Raw genomic sequence first — 22,756 nt, 5'->3', positions numbered from 1 at the left:
AAAGGTATGCTAATGAACGAAGGAGTGGAAAACATGACAAATAAACTGGTTCTTATTGATGGGAACAGTATAGCGTACCGAGCTTTTTTTGCTCTGCCGTTATTAAATAATGATAAAGGTGTACATACAAACGCCGTATACGGATTTACTACGATGTTATTGAAGATCTTAGAAGAAGAGAACCCATCTCATATGCTTGTGGCATTTGATGCAGGGAAAACGACCTTTCGTCATAAGACATATGAAGAATACAAAGGAGGTCGCCAAAAGACGCCTCCCGAGCTTTCAGAGCAGTTCTCCCTTTTAAGAGAGTTGTTAGATAACTTCCAGATTAAACATTATGAGCTTACTCAATATGAAGCGGACGACATTATCGGAACTTTTGCCAGAAAAGGCGAGCAGGAGAACTTTGAAGTTAAAGTCATTAGCGGTGACCGAGATTTACTTCAGTTAGTTTCAGATCAGGTCTCAGTCGCATTAACGAAAAAAGGCATTACAAATGTAGAAACCTATACTCCTTCTTTCTTAGAAGAGAAAATGGAAGTTCGTGCTGATCAGATCATAGACTTAAAAGCCTTGATGGGAGATAGTTCAGATAATATCCCAGGGGTTCCAGGTGTCGGTGAAAAAACCGCTGTAAAATTACTGAAGCAGTTTGAGACATTGTCGAACGTCTATGAAGGAATCGAAGATGTTAGCGGGAAGAAGTTAAAAGAAAAGCTTGAAACAAATAAAGACAATGCCTTCATGAGTCAACAATTAGTTACCATTAACGTTGAAACGCCTGTAGAAATTGGCCTTGAAGACGTGGTTTATAAAGGGTATGAGTATCCGCAAGTGAGCGCGTTTTTCCGTGACCTTGGGTTCCAATCTCTGATTAGCCGCATCGGAGGTGAAGAGGAGTCTGAACAAGTACAAGAGGCTCTTCCGGAATTAAAGGTCGAGGTTCTTGATGAGGTTAAGGAAGACCATGTGAATGCCTCATCAGCTCTCGTCGTAGAAATGTTAGGCGATAATTATCATACAGCTAATATTGAAGGAATCGGCTTAGTTCATGATAAAGGAACTTATTTTATACCTAAAGATGTAGCATTAGGCTCGAATGTATTTAGAGATTGGGCTGAAGATCATCAAAATAAAAAGGGCGTTTTTGATGCGAAGAAAACATATGTAGCTCTTAAGCGTCATGGTATAGATATTACTGGAATTGATTTTGACATGTTGCTTGCATCTTATTTAACAAACCCAAGTGAAAATCATCATGACATACCATCAATAAGTCACCGCATGGGATATAAAGGTATTGCGTTTGATGAAGAAGTGTATGGCAAAGGCTCAAAGATGAAAGTGCCAGAAGGGATCAATGATTTAGCTAGCCATGTAGGCCGGAAAGCGAACATGTTATTTGAGTTGAAGCCAGAGATGGAAGAACAATTAAGGGAGAATCAGCAATGGGAATTGTATAATGAGCTAGAGATGCCACTTGCATTAATACTAGGCGAAATGGAACATACCGGAGTTAAAGTTGATGTGGCCCGTCTGAAAGAAATGGGCACAGAGCTTGAGGAACGACTTACTCAGCTTGAATCTGAAATTCACGAACTGGCTGGTCAACCCTTCAATTTAAATTCTCCTAAGCAACTTGGGCCCATACTGTTTGAGAAATTAGAACTTCCTGTAATTAAAAAAACAAAAACGGGCTACTCTACTTCAGCTGATGTGCTAGAGCAACTGAGTGATCAACATGAGATTATTCCTAAGCTATTATTGTACCGTCAATTAGGTAAGTTAAATTCTACTTACATTGAAGGACTATTAAAGGTCGTTCATGAAGATGACATGATTCATACGCGCTTTAATCAAGCTCTAACTCAAACAGGTCGCTTAAGTTCAACAGAACCTAACTTGCAAAATATTCCGATCCGTCTTGAAGAGGGAAGAAAGATCAGACAAGCGTTTATCCCATCGAGAGAAGGATGGTATATTTTTGCGGCAGACTACTCTCAAATTGAACTGCGTGTATTGGCTCACATTGCTGGAGATGAAAAACTAATCAAAGCCTTCAATGAGAATGAAGACATTCACACACAAACAGCTATGGATGTTTTCCATGTGGAAAAAAATGAAGTAACCGATCAAATGAGAAGACAAGCCAAGGCGGTTAACTTCGGAATTGTATATGGGATTAGTGAATATGGATTGTCCCAAAGTCTTGGAATTAGTCGGAAAGAAGCAAAACAATTCATTGAGCGTTATTTAGATAGTTATCCTGGTGTGAAGGAATACATGGATGAAGTTGTACAGGAGGCAAAACAAAAAGGGTACGTTTCAACGCTTATGAACCGTAGACGCTATTTACCTGATATTACGAGTCGTAATTTCAATAGTAGAAGCTTTGCCGAACGAACAGCGATGAATACGCCAATTCAAGGTTCAGCAGCTGATATTATTAAGAAAGCAATGATTGATTTACATCATCGCTTAGCCGAAGAAAATTTAGAAGCTACGGTTCTTCTGCAAGTTCATGATGAATTGATACTGGAGGCTCCTTGGGAAGAGCTAGAGAAGCTAGAAGGAATTGTTGCAGAGGTGATGCAAAATACCGTAAATCTAGATGTGCCACTTCTGGTTGATTCTGCCAAAGGATCAACTTGGTATGATGCTAAATAAAGGGGTGAAACGTGTTGCCTGAGTTACCAGAGGTCGAAACAATCAAGAAAACATTACAGCATCTTGTAACTGAGAAAACGATAAAAGAGACAGATGTGTTTTGGGGGAATATCCTCCAGCGCCCGAAAGATCCAGAAGAATTTAAAATGCTTTTAAAAGGGCAAACCATCCATGAGTTAAAACGTCGCGGGAAATTTTTGTTGTTTTATTTGGATACACATGTGATGATTTCTCATTTAAGGATGGAAGGAAAGTATGGAGTATTTCCAAGTGGCGATGAGATCGCAAAACATACACATGTTATTTTTCGTTTTACAGATGGAACTGAACTTCGATATCAAGATGTAAGGAAGTTTGGAACCATGCACATCTATCCAATTGGAGAAGAATTCAAAGGGGCACCTTTAGACCAGCTTGGACCTGAACCCTTTGATCCATTATTCACTCCAGATCACTTATACAACAAGCTGAAGAAAACGTCTCGGCATGTAAAAACCGCCCTATTAGATCAAATGATTGTAACAGGTCTTGGGAATATATATGTAGATGAAGCTTTACATCGTTCTTTAATCCACCCTGAGAGAAAGGGCAAGGATGTTACGAGGACAGATGCCGTTCGTCTACATGGTGAAATTGTTTCCACGCTTCAAGAAGCAGTGGAACAGGGAGGTACAACCATTCGCTCTTATGTGAATACACAAGGGCAAATTGGGATGTTTCAACAGCGTCTTAAAGTTTATGGGCGACAAGACGAAGCTTGTGAACGGTGTGGAAATGTGATTTCGAAAACAAAAGTCGGTGGAAGAGGAACTCATTTCTGCATCCACTGTCAGCCTGAGTAAACCCATTGTCTGACAGTAACAGCGGGTAGGCTCCTTTCATATACTATGCGTAAATATGAGAGAAGGAGCTTACCGGCTATGGCACCATTCACTACCCTCATCCTACTTGCTTTTGCAGTTAGTTTAGATAGTTTTACGGTTGGATTTACTTATGGACTTAGGAAGATGGGGCTTTCTCTACGGGCCATTGGAGTTATTGCAATGGTTTCAGCTGTTTCATTCTTTCTGTCTATGATGATTGGTAAATGGATTGCCCATTTTCTCTCTCCTCACATTACCGAAATGTTTGGAGGGGGTATATTGATCGCTATTGGAATTTGGGTGCTTTATCAGTTCTTTAGAACGGATCAACCTTCAGAAACAAAAGATCCCTCTTCTTATCTATTTAATATGGAGATTAGGTCTCTTGGGATCGTCATTCAAATTTTACGAAAACCGATGAGCGCTGATATAGATCAGTCGGGTTCCATTAATGGTGTTGAAGCATTTCTATTAGGGATAGCCCTTTCTCTTGATGCTTTTGGTGCCGGAATTGGCGCAGCCATGTTTGGTTTCTCTCCACTTACAACAGCTTTACTTATTGCGTTCATGAGTAGTTTCTTTCTTTGGATTGGATTAAAAAGCGGTTACTGGTTATCTTACTTTAAGTGGATTCAACGGTTAACATTTTTGCCAGGACTCTTATTAATCGTTATAGGAATGTTGAAATTTACGTAGTAGGAGGCTTTTAATGGGTGTCGTTATAGGATTAACAGGTAGCATCGCAACAGGGAAAAGTACTGTCTCATTAATGTTTGATGATTATGGGATTCCTGTAGTGGATGCGGATAAATTATCTCGCGAGGTCGTGAAGCCAGGCCGTGATGCTTATCAACAAATCGTAAGCGTTTTTGGTGAAGGGATTTTAAGAGAAGATCACACACTAGATCGAAAAGCACTTGGAGAAATTGTCTTTAATAATGATGAGAAAAGAAAGCAGCTTAATGAGATTGTACACCCTGCTGTGCGTTCAGAGATGGTTCGAAAACGCGATCAATATTTAATGCAAGGGGACAAGGCGGTTGTATTAGATATCCCATTATTGTTTGAGAGTCAGTTAACGGATTACGTAGATAAAACGCTCGTTGTTGCCGTAGACGAAGAGGTGCAACTTAAGCGCTTAATGGAACGCGATGGAAGCACAAAAGAAGAAGCACTTAGTCGCATTCGCTCTCAGATTTCAATTACAGAAAAGTCCAGAATGGCTGATGAAGTAATCGATAACAACGGATCCAAGAAAGAAACCTATGATCAACTCGATGCTATACTTCGGAAGTGGGAAATACTCCCGTAATAGAAAGAGGCTGCTCTTACCACAAGAGCAGCCTTATTTTTATTGGAGTAACTTGGTATTCCACAATGGCCCGCTTATGTGGAAGACCCGAAGATGAGATATTTTAGCGGGAGTGGGCCGTTACGTTTGATGAGTGGGTGGGCTTGCTCGGGGACAACTCGCTTTCCTGCGGGGAGCTGGGAGCCTCCTCGTTCGCTTTCGCTCACTGTGGGGTCTCCCCTAGGCTCCTTTTCCCGCGGGAGTCTCGCAGTCCCCGAGCAAGCCCTGGCTTTAAATAGTTGAACGGCCCCGCAATTTAACATCATGAGATCTGATCTCCCCCTATATGGCATGTTTTCGTTCCCCTAATATGGCAAAGGTGGGCCTGGAAACTGCGAGACTCCCGTGGGCAGAAGAGCCTATCTAGTTACTGCGTGGAGGACCTAGCGTGATAAGTCATCTTTTTTACAAAGGCTAATCGCCTTTTCCAAAAAGCTGCCTTATCCGTACGGTCCTGATCACCACGCCTGCATTTTAAATTCTAGGTGAGACCCCGGAAGCCGGCGTGCCGGGTGAGGAGGCTCACCAGCTCCCCACAGGAAAGCGAGTGGTTTCCAGGCCCACCTTACACTCAACTAAAGCGAACGGAAACATCCTCTAGCTTCGAGTTTTCAAGCTACCTAGTAATCTATAAACAGCACATTAGCTTTCATTGAATGAAGAATCGATGCATATATTACAATAAAGTTTGGAAAAAACCCACAATCTACTCCCTAGGATTCCTTTATTGTGTTATACTAATCATGCGAAATATCAATAAAGTGTATCATAAATGAGAGGGGTATGCAGAATGAAGTCACGCGTTGCTATTAATGGTTTTGGTCGAATTGGTCGAATGGTGTTTCGCCAAGCGATTTTAGATAAGCAGGTAGAGGTTGTTGCAATCAATGCCAGCTACCCTCCTGAAACGCTAGCTCATTTAATCAAGTATGATAGTGTTCATGGTCATTTTCAAGGAGAAGTGAAAGCGCTTGAAGATGGAATTGAAATAGATGGGAAAAAGGTTCATTTGTTTGCTTCAAGAGATCCTAAACAACTTCCTTGGAAAGAACATGAAGTTGATATTGTGATTGAAGCTACAGGGAAGTTTAAAACTAAAGAAACAGCAGGGCAGCATATCGAAGCGGGCGCTAAGAAAGTCGTCATTACAGCTCCCGGGAAAGAAGTAGATGCAACTATTGTTATGGGCGTAAATGAGAGCGTTTACAATGATGAAGAGCATGATGTTATCTCTAATGCTTCTTGTACGACCAATTGCTTAGCCCCGGTAGTAAAAGTACTAGATGAACAGTTTGGTATTGAGAACGGATTAATGACAACGGTACATGCGTTTACGAACGACCAACAAAACTTAGATAATCCACATAAAGATTTGAGACGTGCGAGGGGTTGTACACAATCTATTATTCCAACCTCAACAGGTGCTGCTAAGGCGTTAGGTGAAGTCATCCCTCATTTAAACGGTAAAATGCATGGTATGGCGTTGAGAGTACCCACACCAAACGTTTCACTCGTAGACTTGGTGGTGGACGTCAAGCGTAACGTATCTGCAGATCAAATCAATCAAGCCTTCCTTCATTCTTCTAAGAATGATTTGAAAGGAATTCTTCATTACTCTGATGAACCGCTCGTATCTGTTGATTACACGACATCTGAATACTCCTCTATTATTGACGGTCTTTCTACAATCGTGATGGATGACCGCAAAGTAAAAGTGTTGGCTTGGTACGACAATGAGTGGGGCTATTCCAAGCGCGTGCTTGATCTTGTGAAATTTGTAGGGACTCACTTATCTGCACGTGAAGAAGCCCGTGTTTCTTGAAAGTTTGGAGAGATAAAATAATTGGATAATCCCCCTTTGATGTTTTATACTACTAACAAAGCTTAAACAACCACGTCCCTTTGTATGTGATAAAAAACTTATTGCAAAATATAGGGAAACACTATATACTAACTTTTGAACTTCTGAAATACCGACGAACCTATGACTGCTTAAAGGGTTAGGACCTCTTAGGACTAACTTGCCCCCGTGGTAGTGCATAAGCTTGACGTTTAGAAGTAAACTTTTTTGGTTTTAAAGGGGGACTACCGATGGACACAATGGGTAGACATGTAATTGCAGAACTTTGGGATTGTAATACAGAAAAGCTGAACGATATGACAATGATTGAACAAATTTTCGTAGATGCTGCTTTAAAAGCAGGTGCGGAAGTTCGAGAAGTTGCTTTTCACAAATTTGCACCACACGGCGTAAGTGGCGTCGTTATCATTTCTGAATCTCACTTAACCATTCACAGTTTTCCAGAACATGGCTATGCAAGTATTGATGTATACACGTGCGGGGATCGGATTGATCCTAATGTAGCAGCCCAATATATTGCACAATCACTAGAAGCTAAAACACAAGAAACAGTTGAAGTTCCAAGAGGTATGGGACCTGTCGAAGTAAAGAAATTCAACGTACTCTAATATAAATGTTCGAAAGAAAGTACTCCTATGTAGAGTACTTTCTTTTTTATGGAGCTTTAAAAAGTTCATAAGGGGCCGTTCATGCCCAGTTACATAAGTAGTATAAAACCGTTTCTGAAAAATATTTCAGATTTCTTAATAGGTGAAGAAACGATGGCAGATCGCCTTTAAACAGAATTATTTAGGTATGAATATAGAAAAAGTGAAATTCTTGACAGAAGTGTGTATTTAACCTTTTCGAATTTTTGATATAATAGATTAGAGGTGGACGCATATGAATATTAAACAATGGTTTTCAACATATTTCACGAATCATGCCGAAACAAGTGAAGAGCACTGGAATGAAGCTCTTCGAACTCATTATTTTAAAACAACAAAAGATAAAGCATTTACTCAGTTAGAGGATTATTATAAAAATTCAAGTAAATATAAATTAGTCTCATCTTCTATCGAACATGGAGAGATGAGCTTGCAAACGGTGAAAGGAAAGAAAGCATTTATCGTCGTTAGTATCGTAATGGTTCAACCGTATAGAACTGCGATTGACTATTCTGTTACCACCGAATCTGCCTTACCGTTTGATTTCGGGCATAGTCATAAGTTAATCCAAAAGCAACATGAAGAAATGAAGGAACTCCTTCCGTTTTTGGAAACGGCTATGGCTCATAAAATGTAGAAAGTGTGGAGTTGATTTATCTGTGAAATGTCCTAATTGTAATTTTAAGAGCACTAGGGTGTTGGATTCGCGTCCGGTCGAAGAGGGTAAATCGATTCGACGCAGGCGGGAATGTGAAGAGTGCCATTTTCGTTTTACAACTTTTGAAAGGATCGAAGAAGTTCCTTTGATTGTTGTCAAAAAAGAGGGAACTCGTGAAGAATTTAGTCGAGAGAAGTTGATGAGAGGTCTAATTCGAGCATGTGAGAAACGCCCAGTTGCCGTTGATGAACTAGAGACGATTGCCATGGAAATTGAACGGGAATTAAGAAATCGTGGGGTTTCTGAAGTGAATAGCAAGGAAATTGGAGAAATGGTAATGGACAGACTTGCTCATATTGATGAAGTTGCGTATGTTCGCTTTGCCTCAGTTTATAGGCAGTTCAAGGATATAAATGTCTTCCTTGATGAATTAAAAGATTTGATTAAACAAGATCCAGAGGGGTAATAGAATAGGGCCGGGTGGCTCTTTTCTTTTTTTAGAAGTAAGATCAATGTATACTTAGAAGAAAATGACTGAAAAAGAATCAGGTTTATCTATTTCCTTCGTAATAGAATAGTGCCAATACACCAAGAATATGAGGAAGGAGGGAGTTTCATGAACCATACATCAATTGGGAAGCTATTACCGGTAGATGGGTTTCGGTTATCAGTCGCTCGAAGCATGCCCATGGATTTCACAACGTCCCTGACTCATTTATATCAACCTCTAATCGGGAATGAATCCATTAGCTTATACCAAACGCTATTATCACAGTATGATCTGCAAGAGGAAGTAGGAGGTGTAAATACACACCACCTATTAATGAGTTATCTTAATCTCCCTTTAAATCATATTTACGAAGCTAGGAAACGATTAGAAGCCATAGGGCTTCTTCGAACTTTTGTTGATCAATCAGAGGACCAGACGGTTTATACGTATGTACTACTTCGTCCGTTTACTCCGAGTGAATTCTTTGCGGACGAGATGCTATCCTTGTTACTATATCATCATCTTGGTCAACAAAAGTACGAACGATTACAACGTACGTTTTCAGGTGGTTCACCTTCATCACGAAAAGGTGAAGAAGTCACGTCTTCCTTTGAACACGTATTTTCAATGGGGGGAGTAACCACTGAACCACCACCCACTCATTTTAAAGAGCAAGACCAAGAATTAGTCGAGAGTCAAGGTGCCAACATACAAGAGAATAGAATTGACTTTTCTTATATAAAGCAATCACTTGACCAGAGAATGTTGCCCGTGCAGAGTATTCTTTCCAATCGGAACCAAAAGGTGCTATCGCAGCTTTCTTTGTTATATAATTTAACTACTAATGATGTTGAAAAAGCGCTCTTGTGGGCTCTTAACGATGAAAACCAATTAGACCTTACTGAGTTAAAAGAGGCTTGTCACGACCTTTACCAAAGCAAAGGTGGACAAAGTGAAAACCTTCAAGTCACTCATCAACGTGATTCATTATCTGTCTCTAATGACCAAGAGACGTCAAAAGAGCAGCCGGACAACAAAGAAGAAGCTCTGATTAAACGCTTAGAACATATATCACCTAGAGATTTGTTGTTAGATCTTTCGGGTGGAGCGGAACCTCCTGAGAAGGATTTACGAATGATTCGTGATATTATGACTCAACAAGGATTAACACCTGGTGTGATGAATGTGTTAATTTATTATGTATTACTAAAAACAGATATGAAATTATCAAAGAATTACATGGAAACGATCGCAGGGCATTGGACAAGACTTCAGGTAAAAACCGTTCGCCATGCAATGCGAGTTGCTAAAACAGAAAATAAAAAATATCAGCAATGGGCAAATAACCGTAAAAGCGGAGGGAACCGTTCTTATAATAAAAATCAAAAGCAAGACGTCCTTCCTGATTGGTTTAAAGATCAAAAAGGTCAAAAAGATCAAAAAGATCAAAAAGGTCAGTCGAGTGAATATGATCAGGCTCCAAAACGCAAAGATGGGAAATCTGCCTCGGATATTGAACGTGAAAAGCAAGAGTTAGCAGAAGCTTTAAAGAACATGGATGATTAACGCTTTCGAATAATTTGATTTAAGGATGAGTGAAATGGAACCGATCCAAACAGCTTTGAAGAAATGGATGAGGGAAAGCAAGAACTTTCAAGAGCATTATCAAAGTATGCGTGAGGCAATCTTGAAAGATCCTGATATTCAACAAATTTTGCAGGAGCACACAAACCTCTCTCGTCATGATGTAGAACGCCATTTAATGAAATTATATGAGTATCAATCTCAATCTAAGCGCTGTGAAGGATGCCCTTCTCTGGAAAATTGTCAGAATTTGGTCTCAGGTTACTCTCCGAATCTTCATGTTCAGGGGAAAGAGATTAGGCTGACGTATGAGATGTGTCCCCGAAAAAGACAATCTCAACACCAGGAAGAAAAGCGTTCATTTATTAACAGTTTGTACATGCCAAAAGACATTGTTGAAGCTAAGTTTAAGGACTTGGATCCAGATGATCGTTACGAAGCGATCCGTCAAGCAATGAACTACACAGAAAATGCCGAAACCGAAAAAGGGAATAAAGGTCTTTATTTCCATGGACCATTTGGTGTGGGAAAAACACACCTTTTAGGAGCTATTGCCAATAAATTAGCGAATAAACGAATTGCCTCTTACCTCATTTACATGCCTGAATTAGTTCGTGAAATGAAGTCTTCATTAGGGGATAACACGTTGAAAGAGAAAGTTGAAAAGTTCAAAACGGTACCGGTTTTGATGCTTGATGATATTGGAGCTGAGTCCATGTCGTCTTGGTTCCGTGATGAAATATTAGGCTCAATTCTACAGTATCGTATGATGGAACGTTTACCTGTTTTCTTTACTTCTAATTACAATTTAGAGGAATTGGAAAAGCATCTTATGACGAACAACCGTGGAGATGTTGAGCAATTGAAAGCTGGGAGAATTATTGAACGTATTAAACAAGTGAGTAACCCGGTAGAAGTCATTGGACAGAACCGACGTAGCTAAAACAATAAGTGAACCGTTAGCAGCTCTGCCAGAGGGATGTCCCTCTGGCAGAGCTGCTTATTTATTTTCCGGACAAGCCCCCTTATACGGAAGACTCAAAGTTGAGCTATTACAGCTGGAAGGGGGCCGCCTGCGTTTATGAGTGCTTGGGCTTGCTCGGGGACAACTCGCTTTCCTGCGGGGAGCTGGGAAGCCTCCTCATTCGCTACGCTCTCTGCGGGGGCTTCCCTAGGCTCCTTTTCCCGCGGGAGTCTCGCAGTCCCCGAGCAAGCCCTGGCTTTAAAGAGATGAACGGCCCCGCAGTTCGCACTAGAAATTCAGATGTCACCATATATGGCATGTTTTCGTTCACTCTTATATGGTAAAGGTGGGCCTGAAAACTCCCGTAGGCAGAAGAGCTTGATCTAGTTCAGGCTTAGAGGAACTAGCAAGACAAGTCATCTTTTTTACAAAGGCTTAACGCCTTTTTCAAAAACCTTGATTTTATCTTTAATAACTCCGTGCCTAATAGTTGTGAAAAAAGGAGTTTACTAAAGTTTTTTACGGAGAATAATCATTTTTCACGTTTTCTTCCCATATACTGTAACAGTTTCTTGTAGCATTCGTGGAGGGAGGGAAGACGTTGGTCGAGATCTATTTTTCTAATAAAGAAGAAGCCTTATCATTTTGTGATTTTCTATTTGCGCAGAAAGATGAAGTGAGCGTGCAGTGGCATTATCACAAGAAATGGGGGCATGTTGTTCTTGTTAACGAAAATAAGGAGAAAGAGGAACGGGTCGTACGAGGGCTAATCCATGTCTATGTCATACATAGAGAGCGATCCTGGTTAATAGACATCATACGGAATTGCTACTACTTCAGTGACGATGATGAAGTAGCTCACATATATGAATTGTGTTGTTCTTTTAGGGACGAGCCAGATCATTGGGGTGAAGATCACCCTTCTTCTTATCGCCACAGTCAACAATTAGAGCGATTGAGACATGTGTTTAAAGAGGCGCTTGAGAAAGGCGAGGGGTTTGCATTTGATTCGATTATCACATTTCGCTTTCAGCGCTTTTATGATGAGTTGATTGAGGTCGTTGGAGAAGCAATAGATGAATATAAAAGAGAGCAGGACTATCAGACATATATTCAACATCTAAGGGAATACCTGCAAGCTAACCCTTCTAAAGTAGAGAGGTTATCTATTGTGCAAAGCCAACCTTTTATCTTTTATTCTCATAAAGGGCGTCGTTATACGTCTGATGAAATTAAGAAATTGACAGCGGATCATCCTTTATATTTATTTGGACTTGGGACAGACGAGTTAGATTTGACTCCTATAATGGCTTTGGCTCCAGATCGGATTGAAATTTATGGAAATGATCCTAGTGATCCTAAAACGCTAACCGTGATGAATATCTTTCAAGAACGTGCCGAATTTCTTCCGTTAACTAAATTTCCATTTAAAAGATTGTCTCCGTTCTAAAAATGGGCTTGCTTTTCGCATTTATTCCCATTATACTAACTTCTATAAAGTTTAAATTGAATTTATATCAGTGATGATGAGGATAAGAATGAGTTGCATCGGCTTACGCAGAGAGGGAGGTCACAGGCTGGAAGCTTCCTAAGTACGACACTTGTTTACCACCTCTGAACTCTGTTTGCGAACTCTGTAGTAGTGAACAGCGATTCGTCCTCGTTACGGATGTGCTAATGAAGCCACAGTTAAGACTGTGGGAATTTGGGTGGAACCACGGGTATAACGCTCGTCCCTTCGCTATTATGCAAGGGATGGGCGTTTTTTATTTTGGCTTTGTTTATCCATACTAAGATAACAAGGCGGAGCGATTTATTATAAAAGGAGTGACATACACATGTCGGAAGCTATTCAATTAACATTTCCAGATGGTGCGGTTAAGGAGTTCCAGCAAGGAACTACAACAGAGGATGTAGCTGCTTCCATTAGCTCAGGCTTAAAGAAGCAAGCGTTGGCAGGGAAACATAATGGTCAACTGATTGACCTTCGCCGTCCTATTCCTGGTGATGGTTCTATAGAAATTGTAACCATTCGAGATGAAGAAGGTGTAGAGGTGCTTCGTCACTCAACAGCACACCTAATGGCTCAGGCTGTGAAACGCATTTATGGTGAAGTTAACCTAGGAGTAGGCCCTGTTATTGAAAATGGGTTCTATTACGATATGGATCTTGATACGTCTATCACGCCTGAAGATCTGAAGAAGATCGAAAAAGAAATGCAAAAGATCACGAGTGAAAACTTAGAGGTTGAACGTCTAGAGGTTTCTCGTGAAGAAGCTAAAGAGATGTATCGCGAAATTGGTGACGAGTTGAAACTTGAATTGATTGATGACATCCCTGAAGGTGAATCGGTAACGATTTACAAGCAAGGGGAATTCTTTGATCTTTGCCGTGGACCTCACGTCCCTTCTACAAACAAGATTAAAGTCTTCAAACTGCTAAGCGTGTCGGGTGCATACTGGCGTGGAGATAGCGATAATAAAATGCTTCAACGCATCTATGGTACAGCTTTTGAGAAGAAAGATCATTTAGAAGAGTACCTAAAAATGCGTGAAGAGGCTAAAGAGCGTGATCATCGTAAACTAGGGAAAGAGCTAGATATCTTCACAGTTTCGCAAAAGGTAGGGCAAGGTCTTCCTTTATGGCTACCAAAGGGTGCTACCATTCGTCGTACAATCGAACGTTATATTGTTGATTTAGAGGAACGTCTTGGCTACGACCATGTGTATACGCCAGTGCTTGGGTCCGTTGATTTATATAAAACAAGTGGGCACTGGGATCATTATCAGGATGACATGTTCCCTACAATGGAGATGGACAATGAAGATTTAGTTCTCCGCCCGATGAACTGTCCTCACCATATGATGGTGTATAAAAATCAATTACACAGTTACCGCAACTTACCGGTACGTATCGCGGAATTAGGTACCATGCATCGTTATGAAATGTCTGGTGCACTAGCTGGACTTCAACGTGTACGTGCTATGACGCTGAATGACGCTCACATCTTCGCTCGTCCGGATCAGCTGAAAGAAGAATTCATTCGGGTTGTTCGTATGATTCAAGAAGTTTACAAAGACTTTGGTCTTGAAAATTACTACTTCCGTTTGTCGTACCGTGATAAAGAGGATAAAGAGAAGTATGTAGATAACGACGAGATGTGGGATAAAGCACAAGCACTTCTCAAGGAAACGATGGAAGACCTAGAGGTAGAGTATGTAGAAGCAGAAGGGGAAGCGGCCTTCTACGGTCCGAAATTAGATGTGCAAGTGAAAACAGCGCTTGGTAAGGACGAAACGCTCTCAACTGTTCAGCTTGACTTCCATTTACCAGAACGTTTTGACTTAACGTACATTGGTGAAGATGGGGCCCACCATCGTCCAGTTGTTATCCACCGTGGTGTCGTTTCAACTATGGAACGTTTCGTTGCCTTCTTAATAGAAGAGTACAAAGGAGCATTCCCAACATGGTTAGCACCTGTTCAAGCGAAGATCATTCCTGTGTCTGCTGATGTTCATTTAGATTATGCGAAGAAAGTAGAAGATGAACTGAAGTATGCAGGCGTGCGTGTTGAAGTAGACGAGCGCGATGAGAAAATTGGTTATAAAATCCGTGAAGCTCAAATGCAAAAAGTCCCTTATCAACTTGTTGTAGGGGATAATGAGATTGAAGCGAGCGGTGTGAACATTCGTCGTTATGGAGAGAAAGACTCTGAAACTAAATCTCTTCAAGACTTCGTAGCTCAGATTAAACAAGAAATAAGTGGAAAGAATTAAATATTCTACCCCCCAAAGCTTTAAAGCTTTGGGGGATTTTTTATTACTTGTGCTTCATTTTTAAGAAAAGCATTATTAAATACATTTTGTTCCATATTTTGTGTTATTATGGGTCTAATGAGAATACCGTTATAAATTTTTAGCAAGTAATAATGATAAGGGAGAGGTGTATGTTGTCTAAGGTTACTAAGGTATCTTTAACTGTGATGACGGCTTCCATTTTGACAATCGGCATTCTTTTTGCAGTGATTATTACTAAAGGTACACATGAAGCAGGGGACGAGGGGGAGTCGGTGCCAGCAGGTGGTTCTGATGTAGGAAATGCTGTTGAAGGAGATACACACTCTGATGGGATTGGGAAAATGATCGAAACTGTACATTATAAGTTTAACGATGCCCTTGGTCATGGGAAATACGAAAGCCTTAATCAACAAGACTTTAATGAACTTAAGGATACGGTCAAACAGCTAGAGATTCTGCTTGATAATGCTGAAGATGAATTGATAAGGAAAGATCTTGAGAACGCCCTTTATTACTTGCAGGCAGCCCGTTTCGAACGAGGTACTAAAGAATTAAAAATTGTTCATCGTATCTTACATGACCTTGATTACAATATCAATGGTCCCACAAGCGATAATAAAAAGTGGGGGTACACCTACTTTGGGAATGGACAAAGTGTGCCTAAGTAGAGGTAATAAAGACAGGGTGCGAATGTATCTAATCTTTATGAGATGCTTGGTTTTACTTGGAATCGATACGTATGTGTGACGCGGATTACTAGGAGTAAGTTAAAAATTTAGGTTGCAAATATGGTCTATATCATATATCCTTAAAAAGTCATGCACAGAAGTTGTGCATCCAAAAAAATTGGTTTACGTTTGACATTGTTTTTTAAACGTGCTATTCTCAATAAGGTAAACTTAATATTGTCTGAGACAAGTAGAAGCACCCGCTTCTCACCTGATTGACACTCTGATGAGTAGTTACCAGGTATGATTTTCTAAACGTAATTGGGAAACGTGTGGGTGCAGTATGTGTACCGACACTTTTTTTGATTGTCTGAAATTACAACCATGATTGAGATACACTTGTCTATAAACAGACGTATATAAACCTTTTTAATAAACCTTGGAGGTGGCTGGTTATTAGCAAAGATATGATCGTCAATGAAAAGATTCGTGCTCGCGAAGTTCGTCTCATTGATTCAAACGGAGACCAATTAGGCGTTAAATCCAAAAACGAGGCTTTAGATATTGCAGCTAATGCAAATCTTGATCTTGTAATGGTAGCTCCAAATGCGAAACCGCCAGTATGTCGTATCATGGACTATGGTAAATATCGCTTTGAGCAACAGAAGAAAGATAAAGAAGCGCGTAAGAAGCAAAAAGTCATTAACGTGAAGGAAGTTCGCCTTAGCCCTGGTATCGAAGAACATGACTTCAATACGAAGCTACGCAATGCGCGTAAGTTCTTATCGAAGGGTGATAAAGTGAAAGCAGCTGTTCGTTTCCGCGGACGTGCAATCACTCACAAAGAATTAGGCCAAAAAGTGCTTGATCGCTTGGCTGAAGAATGTAAAGATCTTTCCACGGTTGAAACAAAACCGAAAATGGAAGGTCGTAACATGTTTATGATGCTCGCTCCAGTAAACGAGAAGCAATAAACGTGATTCTAACATATTTCTAAAGGGAGGAATTACTCATGTCAAAAATGAAGACTCACAAAGGTTCTCAGAAACGCTTTCGTCGTACAGGTAGTGGCAAAGTTAAACGTTCTCACGCATTCACTAGTCACTTGTTCGCTAACAAATCTCAAAAGCAAAAGCGTAAACTACGTAAAGACGCACTAGTATCTAGTGGCGACTTAAAACGTATCGAAGCTATGCTTCCTAAGAAATAATCGAATTTAACTAATTAAGTTGAAATACAGGAGGGAACTATTATGGCACGTGTTAAAGGTGGAACAGTCACTCGCCAACGTCGTAAGCGCGTCTTAAAGCTTGCTAAAGGTTATTATGGTTCAAAACATGCTCTTTTCAAAACAGCAAAACAACAGGTAATGAAATCAGGTCAGTATGCATACCGTGACCGTCGTCAGAAAAAACGTGATTTCCGTAAACTATGGATCGCACGTATTAATGCTGCGGCACGTATGAACGACATTTCTTACAGCCGTCTAATGCACGGACTTAAATTAGCTGGCGTTGAAGTTAACCGCAAAATGCTAGCTGATCTTGCTGTTACTGACGAAAAAGGGTTCGCTACACTAGCTGAACAAGCTAAAGCCGCTCTTAAATAAGCAGAATCAGACGAAAGCCATTTTCCTACCGTATAGGAAAATGGCTTTTTTACTTAACTATAGTGGTTAGAAACTATGAAAGGAAGAGGGGAGCTATAGATGGGAGTCATACTTATTTGGTATCTTGTTGCTGTGAACGTCGTTGCGTTGATTCAAATGCAACAGGATAAAGCAAGAGCCGTTAAAGAAGAGTGGAGAATTTCTGAGAAACAGCTATGGATTGTAACGCTTATAGGAGGTTCGCTTGGCACTTATTTAGGTATGAAGTGGTTTCGTCACAAAACGAAACATACTCCGTTTGTAATTGGGGTACCTTGTACGTTGATTGCTCATTGCATTATAGTAGTGTTCGTAATGATGAGATACTAGCGACATCACTGTTATAGACTTATTGTCATAACCGCTCGTCTTCTGTCATAAGTATGTACTATACCGCTTGGGCGGAAGGGGTGTGTTCATCATGAATCAGTTTGGGACAGTCGCTATGACCGTCTTGGAGGCCAGTGGCTTTTTTGCACCGCTACTCTTCATAAGTTTTCACCTGCTACGTCCACTTTTATTATTGCCTGTTGCATTTATTTGTATTTCTGGCGGGATTTTGTTTGGTGCCATTACTGGTTCTATTTATAGTGTAATTGGTGTGACCTTATCTAGCTTATTATTTTATAAAATGAGCCAATGGATGCCAAAGACGCTTCAAAAGCTTGTGAAATTAAAGCATAAGTTATTTGGGAAGCACTCTAGCTTTTCCACCTCTCAAATTGCATTACTTCGATTAGTGCCATTTATTCATTTTCATTTAATATCGCTATGCATTATTGAAATGTCACAGGGATTTAAAGATTATATGAAAACGTCCTTTTATTCAAATATCCCATTAGCAGTCGTGTATACCTCTGTTGGACAGTGGATCTCGAGGTTATCCCCCTTTGTTATGGCAGTCTTTTTACTAATGCTTTTAACCTTCATTTATTTATTAAGGCGAAAGGAAATCGTAATCAAATGGGATGACTTTTTCCAAGCAGGTGCATAAAAAGGCCCGCTCGAATTTTCGAGCGGGCTTTTATGGTTGGGCCTAGTAAGACTAGTCATTTTGCTGGCTCAGCACTAATTTATTTACAGGGTTCTTCCATTCCACACTAGCGTGAGGATAATGAATCAGAATTTCTCTCTCGACGAAATAAAGATCATTTCGTTCAAAGCCCTTTAAATGATTGGGGTGACTTGTCCAAACAGAAATGGAAACCACATCAAAAGAGTTCTCAGTTGTACCTAAGTATTTCTCTCCTTCAAACAGTACTCCTTTATAAGTGAGCAAGAAATTCTTCTTTACATTGTCAGGGTCATCTAAAAAATAAAACTGCTTTTTATCCTGGGCAAGTTCTAATTTTCGTTTTGGATTCATGATGTATTTATAAGCTGTGTAGATCAGGAGGATAGCAGCAAGTAAAATTAAAAATCTAAACAAAATGATGATCATGTTGATCGACTCCCTTACCGTATCTATCTACTCCTCCATACGTATCAACTTGCAAAACGTTTCAACTTTTTTATAGGTTTGTGTAATAGTCTGGTATTTTATATATAGAAACTATCATTCCACTTAGCAGTTTTACTTAGACTTAGTATGGAGAGCTAGGAGCTGAGAGGATGCTTCCGTTTGCTCAAATTGAGGGTAAGGTGGTTAGGGAAATCACTCGCTTTCCGCGGCCCCACACGACGTGGGGTCGTTCGACGTTGTCACAGGATGTGTCGATCTTAGTCGAACTTCTCCTTTTTTGTCGAGCTTCCTCGTTCGCTTTGCTCTCTGCGGGATCTCGTCTAGCTCTCTCTCTCCCGCAGGAGTCTCGCAATTTCCAGGCCCACCTTTGCCAAATGGGGAGAAACGGAAACGCGCTATAATTAAGAAGTAGAGGGCTCAAGAGCAAATATAATAAGGGATCCGTTCAACTAATTAACGTCAGGGCAGGCTGGGGGACTGCGAGACTCCCGCGGGATGAGGAGCCTAGGGGAGACCCCGGAAAGCGCGTAGCGATTGAGGAGGCTTCCCAGCTCCCCGCAGGAAAGCGAGTTGTCCCCAAGCCTGCCCTAGCACTTATAAACGTAACGGCTCCAAAGACAATAAAGTGGTAAAGCTTCGGGTATTCGAGATTATGCTCCTATTGTTGAAAGACATCTTTTTTAATAAACGTGATCCCCGTGCTATAATCGAACAAAACAGTTTAAAGGAGCTACAAAAACATGAATTGGGAAACACTGTTTACGATGCAGCAACAATTAGACCAACGTATTGAAACGGAACATGGGTTGGAGAATGAGGATTTGTTTAGAAAAAAAGTAATGGCGCTTCTTGTGGAATTAGGGGAGCTTGCAAATGAAACTAGGTGTTTCAAGTTCTGGAGTACAAAGCCGTCTAAAGAAGATGAAGTGATTCTTGAAGAGTATGTTGATGGGCTTCACTTTATTCTCTCATTGGGTCTTGAGAAAGAATATAGGTATATGGGGCAAGTAGAACAACAAGAGACTGGTGAGGATAGTTTAACAGAGCAGTTTCACAAAGTATTTGGAGAAGTTCACCTTTTTCAAGAGTCTCCAACAGAAATGCACTACCAGCAGCTCTTTAAAATGTTTATAGACTTAGGAGTAAAGCTAGGATTTTCTGAGCAATCTATCCAAGACGCGTACTACCAGAAGAACGAAGTGAACCATCAACGACAGGAAGATGGGTATTAAGTCTTGGTGATTTTTGTGAATTTTTCAAAAAAGCGTTATAATGAGTAGCGTGAGTACATAAGAGGAGGAATTATAATGGCTAAATGGGATGATACCCTTACAATGCTTAAAGACTTAACCGACGCGAAAGGCGTTCCGGGTAACGAAAGAGAACCACGTGATGTGATGAAGAAATACATATCCCCTTATGCAGATGAAGTATATACGGATAACTTAGGCAGCTTAATTGCTAAAAAAGTAGGTAAAGAAAACGGACCTAAAATTATGGTTGCTGGTCACTTAGACGAAGTAGGATTTATGGTTACGCGCATAGATGACAACGGCTTCCTCTATTTCCAAACAGTAGGTGGCTGGTGGAGCCAGGTTATGTTGGCTCAGCGTGTCACAATTATGACTAGAAATGGCGACCTCACCGGTGTTATTGGTTCGAAGCCACCTCATATCCTGCCAGCTGAACAACGTAAGAAGGCAATCGATATTAAAGAAATGTTTATTGATATTGGTGCATCTTCTAAAGAGGAAGCACAAGAATTTGGTGTTCGTCCTGGTGATTCTGTAGTTCCATACTTTGAGTTCACTCAAATGCCAAATGAAAAGATGCTGCTTGCAAAAGCATGGGATAACCGCATTGGCTGTGCCATTGCGAATGAAGTTCTGCGTCAATTAAAAGGACAAGAACATCCCAACGTTGTTTATGGTGTAGGAACGGTTCAGGAAGAGGTAGGACTCCGTGGTGCGAAAACGTCCACCAATGCCATCAACCCTGATATCGGATTTGCGGTCGATGTTGGAATTGCAGGGGATACACCTGGGGTTTCTGATAAAGAAGCAGCTAGTAAGATGGGCGAAGGTCCTCAGATTATTCTGTATGATGCCTCTATGATCTCTCATAAGGGGTTGCGTGATCATGTAATTGATACAGCAGAGAAGAACGAAATTCCTTACCAATACGATGTGATTGCAGGTGGAGGGACTGATGCAGGCTCTATTCATCTTACTGCAGATGGTGTGCCTGCTTTATCGATTACCGTAGCGACTCGCTATATCCACTCTCATGCGGCTATGCTCCATCGCGATGATTTTGAGAACGCGGTTAAATTAATCGTAGAAGTAATTAAAGGAATGGACGCTGAGACAGTAAAACAAATTACATTTAACTAAGGCTTTATTTTTAACGTCTAGGAGGACTACCTCTTAGACGTTTTTTGTTCAACTATTCTCTATACGTAATCGCTAGTATTTTTAATGATCTTCAATGGATATGTTCATGTTGGCTGTGGGAGGCTACTAGTATGAAAACATGAAAGTAGGGAGTCACATATGAGTGTGTTTAACGGGAACATTTTTGAAGGAGAATTTGCTCATGATTTGGATTCATTTTATGTTAAAGCTGTTAAGAACGTCGAAACGGGTACAAATTTAACAGAAGATCAAGTGGAAGAGCTCTTAAATTATTTAGAGCAGCATCAAGGACAATCGACAGCTATAACAATTAATGACCAGATGCCAATGATGTTAGAAGCAGAAGAAGTCCAGTGTCTTATAGGGGAGTTACGTTTTATAAAAAGTCACTTAGATTAAAAAGAGGCTGTCTCGCGGAGCAGCCTCTTTCCATTATTGGTTCATATTTTGTACGTGGTTTTCAAGGGTTTCGAGGACTTCTTTCTTATCTTCCTCATTTGCATTTTCCCAGTAAAGTTCAAAGAGAACACCAAGTCCTGGAAGCATTTTCTCTTCGCCACTTTGAATAGCATCCTGAATGGTTGCTTCAATTTGTTCCTGGTTGTTACCCGAGATATTATTTAAAATAGCGTTTCTTAGGTTAAGGTTCAACTCTTCCACCTCTTTTCTTAAGGATACGATCTAATTATAGTTTGACCCGGGGAAATAGAAATATGTATGATAAGATAGGAATTCAAGTGCGAACAAAAGGATGAACAAGATATGATTGAATCAATTCAAAACCCATCGGTCAAACGATGGAAAAAGTTACAACGCAAAAGAACCCGTGATCAAGAAAAAATGTTTTTGGTTGAAGGGTTTCACCTTGTGGACGAAGCGTTAAAGAGTCAGTGGAATGTCCTTGAACTTATTATTCGTGAAGACATTGAAATTCAAAACGAATGGCAGAATTATAAATTTACCTACGTAGCTTCTCAAGTATTTAACGAGATCACTGAGACAGAGCAGCCTCAAGGTATTGCGGCTGTTGTGCAAATGGATGATCCAGAGTGGAAATCTTTTCAGCGAATATTAGTATTAGACGCCGTACAAGATCCTGGTAACCTGGGTACGTTAATACGAACAGCAGATGCAGCTGGATTTGATGCGGTTATTGGTGGTAAAGGAACGGTAGACCCATTTAATGATAAGGTTCTACGAGCTACTCAAGGGTCTGTCTTTCATATCCCTTTCTTTAAGGGCGAGCTTTCAGAGTGGGTCCCTCGATTACAAGAAGAAGGGATTTCCGTATGGGCTACCTCATTAAAGCAAGCAAAAGATTATGCTGACTGTAAACCCACAAAGCCCGTTGCTTTAATAGTGGGCAATGAAGGTGCTGGTGTGCAAGAAGCTTTTGTAGATCAAGCTGATGAAAGGGTTATGATCCCCATTTATGGGCAAGCTGAATCCTTGAATGTTGGTATTGCAGCCGGAATTTTAATGTATTATTTAAGGAACTAAGGTTGCAAAGAGCTTTTAGCTTTTCTATAATAGCTATTAGTTGAATAAAGTATAGCGTTGAAAGAGCCAGTAAATGGTTGCCACCCAAATGATCTTCAGGGAGGGGATGTCTTAGACTGTGAACATTCCCAGATTGTTCAATCATTGAATTTTCACTCTTGAGCTGACACTGGGACCTC

The 22,756-nt window shown here is 40.5% G+C and carries 24 protein-coding genes and 2 other annotated features; of the genes, 22 read left to right on the top strand and 2 right to left on the bottom strand.

Annotation, left to right across the window (positions count from 1 at the left end; translation table 11 throughout):
• Nucleotides 1-33: 33 nt before the first annotated feature.
• The 18 genes from polA to ACYX4O_RS15195 all read left to right on the top strand — a co-directional run bounded on the left by polA (nucleotide 34) and on the right by ACYX4O_RS15195 (nucleotide 18,195).
• Nucleotides 34-2,670, top strand: coding sequence for a DNA polymerase I (polA, locus tag ACYX4O_RS15280; RefSeq protein WP_476351913.1), 2,637 nt, complete (start codon nucleotides 34-36; stop codon nucleotides 2,668-2,670).
• A 14-nt stretch (nucleotides 2,671-2,684) separates the two neighbouring features.
• Entirely contained in the window at nucleotides 2,685-3,512 is an 828-nt protein-coding gene (gene mutM / locus ACYX4O_RS15275) for a DNA-formamidopyrimidine glycosylase (protein ID WP_476351911.1), read from the top strand.
• 9 nt (nucleotides 3,513-3,521) lie between these two features.
• Entirely contained in the window at nucleotides 3,522-4,229 is a 708-nt protein-coding gene (gene ytaF, locus ACYX4O_RS15270; protein ID WP_476357154.1) for a sporulation membrane protein YtaF, read from the top strand.
• 13 nt (nucleotides 4,230-4,242) lie between these two features.
• Nucleotides 4,243-4,845: a dephospho-CoA kinase gene (gene coaE / locus ACYX4O_RS15265; protein WP_476351910.1), complete on the top strand. Its 603-nt coding sequence runs from the start codon at nucleotides 4,243-4,245 to the stop codon at nucleotides 4,843-4,845.
• Nucleotides 4,846-5,674: 829 nt separating this feature from the next.
• Nucleotides 5,675-6,706 carry a glyceraldehyde-3-phosphate dehydrogenase gene (locus tag ACYX4O_RS15260; protein ID WP_476351908.1) on the top strand — a complete coding sequence of 344 codons (1,032 nt, stop codon included), beginning with the start codon at nucleotides 5,675-5,677 and terminating at the stop codon, nucleotides 6,704-6,706.
• A 269-nt stretch (nucleotides 6,707-6,975) separates the two neighbouring features.
• Complete coding sequence (speD, locus tag ACYX4O_RS15255) at nucleotides 6,976-7,353, top strand: adenosylmethionine decarboxylase (protein WP_036784461.1); 378 nt, start codon at nucleotides 6,976-6,978, stop codon at nucleotides 7,351-7,353.
• A gap of 274 nt (nucleotides 7,354-7,627) precedes the next feature.
• Nucleotides 7,628-8,029, top strand: coding sequence for a cytosolic protein (locus ACYX4O_RS15250; protein WP_476351906.1), 402 nt, complete (start codon nucleotides 7,628-7,630; stop codon nucleotides 8,027-8,029).
• A 22-nt stretch (nucleotides 8,030-8,051) separates the two neighbouring features.
• Nucleotides 8,052-8,516 (top strand): transcriptional regulator NrdR, encoded by a 465-nt coding sequence (gene nrdR, locus ACYX4O_RS15245; protein ID WP_476351904.1) that lies wholly within the window; start codon nucleotides 8,052-8,054, stop codon nucleotides 8,514-8,516.
• A gap of 150 nt (nucleotides 8,517-8,666) precedes the next feature.
• Nucleotides 8,667-10,106 carry a replication initiation and membrane attachment family protein gene (locus ACYX4O_RS15240; RefSeq protein ID WP_476351902.1) on the top strand — a complete coding sequence of 480 codons (1,440 nt, stop codon included), beginning with the start codon at nucleotides 8,667-8,669 and terminating at the stop codon, nucleotides 10,104-10,106.
• Nucleotides 10,107-10,131: 25 nt separating this feature from the next.
• Complete coding sequence (gene dnaI, locus ACYX4O_RS15235; RefSeq protein ID WP_476351900.1) at nucleotides 10,132-11,067, top strand: primosomal protein DnaI; 936 nt, start codon at nucleotides 10,132-10,134, stop codon at nucleotides 11,065-11,067.
• A 622-nt stretch (nucleotides 11,068-11,689) separates the two neighbouring features.
• Nucleotides 11,690-12,538, top strand: coding sequence for a sporulation protein YtxC (ytxC, locus tag ACYX4O_RS15230; RefSeq protein WP_476351898.1), 849 nt, complete (start codon nucleotides 11,690-11,692; stop codon nucleotides 12,536-12,538).
• A gap of 64 nt (nucleotides 12,539-12,602) precedes the next feature.
• Nucleotides 12,603-12,829: a binding site (T-box leader), on the top strand.
• Between the two features lie 97 nt (nucleotides 12,830-12,926).
• A complete protein-coding gene (thrS, locus tag ACYX4O_RS15225; RefSeq protein WP_476351896.1) occupies nucleotides 12,927-14,864 on the top strand; it encodes a threonine--tRNA ligase in 1,938 nt (645 codons plus the stop codon).
• A gap of 173 nt (nucleotides 14,865-15,037) precedes the next feature.
• Complete coding sequence (locus ACYX4O_RS15220) at nucleotides 15,038-15,553, top strand: hypothetical protein (RefSeq protein ID WP_476351894.1); 516 nt, start codon at nucleotides 15,038-15,040, stop codon at nucleotides 15,551-15,553.
• A 242-nt stretch (nucleotides 15,554-15,795) separates the two neighbouring features.
• Nucleotides 15,796-15,922: a sequence feature (ribosomal protein L20 leader region), on the top strand.
• A 98-nt stretch (nucleotides 15,923-16,020) separates the two neighbouring features.
• Nucleotides 16,021-16,527 (top strand): translation initiation factor IF-3, encoded by a 507-nt coding sequence (infC, locus tag ACYX4O_RS15215; protein WP_036784481.1) that lies wholly within the window; start codon nucleotides 16,021-16,023, stop codon nucleotides 16,525-16,527.
• Between the two features lie 38 nt (nucleotides 16,528-16,565).
• A complete protein-coding gene (gene rpmI / locus ACYX4O_RS15210) occupies nucleotides 16,566-16,763 on the top strand; it encodes a 50S ribosomal protein L35 (protein ID WP_036784483.1) in 198 nt (65 codons plus the stop codon).
• Between the two features lie 42 nt (nucleotides 16,764-16,805).
• The gene (rplT, locus tag ACYX4O_RS15205; RefSeq protein ID WP_476351891.1) at nucleotides 16,806-17,162 is read left to right on the top strand and encodes a 50S ribosomal protein L20; all 357 of its coding nucleotides are present in this window, start codon (nucleotides 16,806-16,808) and stop codon (nucleotides 17,160-17,162) included.
• Between the two features lie 99 nt (nucleotides 17,163-17,261).
• Complete coding sequence (locus ACYX4O_RS15200) at nucleotides 17,262-17,531, top strand: DUF1294 domain-containing protein (protein ID WP_476351889.1); 270 nt, start codon at nucleotides 17,262-17,264, stop codon at nucleotides 17,529-17,531.
• A 91-nt stretch (nucleotides 17,532-17,622) separates the two neighbouring features.
• On the top strand, nucleotides 17,623-18,195 hold the full coding sequence (locus ACYX4O_RS15195) for a TVP38/TMEM64 family protein (RefSeq protein WP_476351887.1): 573 nt from the start codon (nucleotides 17,623-17,625) through the stop codon (nucleotides 18,193-18,195).
• 51 nt (nucleotides 18,196-18,246) lie between these two features.
• Here the strand turns inward: ACYX4O_RS15195 and ACYX4O_RS15190 are convergent, their stop codons facing one another.
• The gene (locus ACYX4O_RS15190) at nucleotides 18,247-18,642 is read right to left on the bottom strand and encodes a sigma-w pathway protein ysdB (protein WP_476351885.1); all 396 of its coding nucleotides are present in this window, start codon (nucleotides 18,640-18,642) and stop codon (nucleotides 18,247-18,249) included.
• Between the two features lie 761 nt (nucleotides 18,643-19,403).
• On the opposite strand from ACYX4O_RS15190, the gene ACYX4O_RS15185 reads away from it, so the two are divergent.
• The 3 genes from ACYX4O_RS15185 (at nucleotide 19,404) to ACYX4O_RS15175 (ending at nucleotide 21,476) form a co-directional block, all read left to right on the top strand.
• A complete protein-coding gene (locus ACYX4O_RS15185) occupies nucleotides 19,404-19,895 on the top strand; it encodes a dUTP diphosphatase (protein ID WP_476351883.1) in 492 nt (163 codons plus the stop codon).
• A gap of 75 nt (nucleotides 19,896-19,970) precedes the next feature.
• Nucleotides 19,971-21,056 (top strand): M42 family metallopeptidase, encoded by a 1,086-nt coding sequence (locus ACYX4O_RS15180; RefSeq protein WP_476351882.1) that lies wholly within the window; start codon nucleotides 19,971-19,973, stop codon nucleotides 21,054-21,056.
• A 159-nt stretch (nucleotides 21,057-21,215) separates the two neighbouring features.
• Nucleotides 21,216-21,476, top strand: coding sequence for a hypothetical protein (locus ACYX4O_RS15175; protein WP_476351880.1), 261 nt, complete (start codon nucleotides 21,216-21,218; stop codon nucleotides 21,474-21,476).
• 33 nt (nucleotides 21,477-21,509) lie between these two features.
• Here ACYX4O_RS15175 and sspI read toward each other — a convergent pair whose 3' ends face one another.
• Complete coding sequence (sspI, locus tag ACYX4O_RS15170; RefSeq protein WP_036784506.1) at nucleotides 21,510-21,728, bottom strand: small acid-soluble spore protein SspI; 219 nt, start codon at nucleotides 21,726-21,728, stop codon at nucleotides 21,510-21,512.
• 111 nt (nucleotides 21,729-21,839) lie between these two features.
• Here sspI and ACYX4O_RS15165 point away from each other — a divergent pair, with 111 nt between their 5' ends.
• The gene (locus ACYX4O_RS15165; RefSeq protein WP_476351878.1) at nucleotides 21,840-22,577 is read left to right on the top strand and encodes a TrmH family RNA methyltransferase; all 738 of its coding nucleotides are present in this window, start codon (nucleotides 21,840-21,842) and stop codon (nucleotides 22,575-22,577) included.
• Nucleotides 22,578-22,756: the final 179 nt, after the last annotated feature.

Source organism: Pontibacillus sp. ABV4_188, assembly GCF_056311905.1.
Note: the sequence above shows the minus strand (reverse complement) of the source record. Positions and strands in the feature narration are given on the sequence as shown.

Bases quoted from the DNA above. Each gene is read 5' to 3' on its own strand.
- polA (WP_476351913.1), top strand. From the start codon at position 34: ATGACAAATAAACTGGTTCTTATTGATGGGAACAGTATAGCGTACCGA.
- coaE (WP_476351910.1), top strand. From the start codon at position 4,243: ATGGGTGTCGTTATAGGATTAACAGGTAGCATCGCAACAGGGAAAAGT.
- ACYX4O_RS15260 (WP_476351908.1), top strand. From the start codon at position 5,675: ATGAAGTCACGCGTTGCTATTAATGGTTTTGGTCGAATTGGTCGAATG.
- speD (WP_036784461.1), top strand. From the start codon at position 6,976: ATGGACACAATGGGTAGACATGTAATTGCAGAACTTTGGGATTGTAAT.
- ACYX4O_RS15250 (WP_476351906.1), top strand. From the start codon at position 7,628: ATGAATATTAAACAATGGTTTTCAACATATTTCACGAATCATGCCGAA.
- ACYX4O_RS15240 (WP_476351902.1), top strand. From the start codon at position 8,667: ATGAACCATACATCAATTGGGAAGCTATTACCGGTAGATGGGTTTCGG.
- dnaI (WP_476351900.1), top strand. From the start codon at position 10,132: ATGAGTGAAATGGAACCGATCCAAACAGCTTTGAAGAAATGGATGAGG.
- thrS (WP_476351896.1), top strand. From the start codon at position 12,927: ATGTCGGAAGCTATTCAATTAACATTTCCAGATGGTGCGGTTAAGGAG.
- infC (WP_036784481.1), top strand. From the start codon at position 16,021: ATGATCGTCAATGAAAAGATTCGTGCTCGCGAAGTTCGTCTCATTGAT.
- rpmI (WP_036784483.1), top strand. From the start codon at position 16,566: ATGTCAAAAATGAAGACTCACAAAGGTTCTCAGAAACGCTTTCGTCGT.
- rplT (WP_476351891.1), top strand. From the start codon at position 16,806: ATGGCACGTGTTAAAGGTGGAACAGTCACTCGCCAACGTCGTAAGCGC.
- ACYX4O_RS15200 (WP_476351889.1), top strand. From the start codon at position 17,262: ATGGGAGTCATACTTATTTGGTATCTTGTTGCTGTGAACGTCGTTGCG.
- ACYX4O_RS15195 (WP_476351887.1), top strand. From the start codon at position 17,623: ATGAATCAGTTTGGGACAGTCGCTATGACCGTCTTGGAGGCCAGTGGC.
- ACYX4O_RS15190 (WP_476351885.1), bottom strand. From the start codon at position 18,642: ATGATCATCATTTTGTTTAGATTTTTAATTTTACTTGCTGCTATCCTC.
- ACYX4O_RS15185 (WP_476351883.1), top strand. From the start codon at position 19,404: ATGAATTGGGAAACACTGTTTACGATGCAGCAACAATTAGACCAACGT.
- ACYX4O_RS15180 (WP_476351882.1), top strand. From the start codon at position 19,971: ATGGCTAAATGGGATGATACCCTTACAATGCTTAAAGACTTAACCGAC.
- ACYX4O_RS15175 (WP_476351880.1), top strand. From the start codon at position 21,216: ATGAGTGTGTTTAACGGGAACATTTTTGAAGGAGAATTTGCTCATGAT.
- ACYX4O_RS15165 (WP_476351878.1), top strand. From the start codon at position 21,840: ATGATTGAATCAATTCAAAACCCATCGGTCAAACGATGGAAAAAGTTA.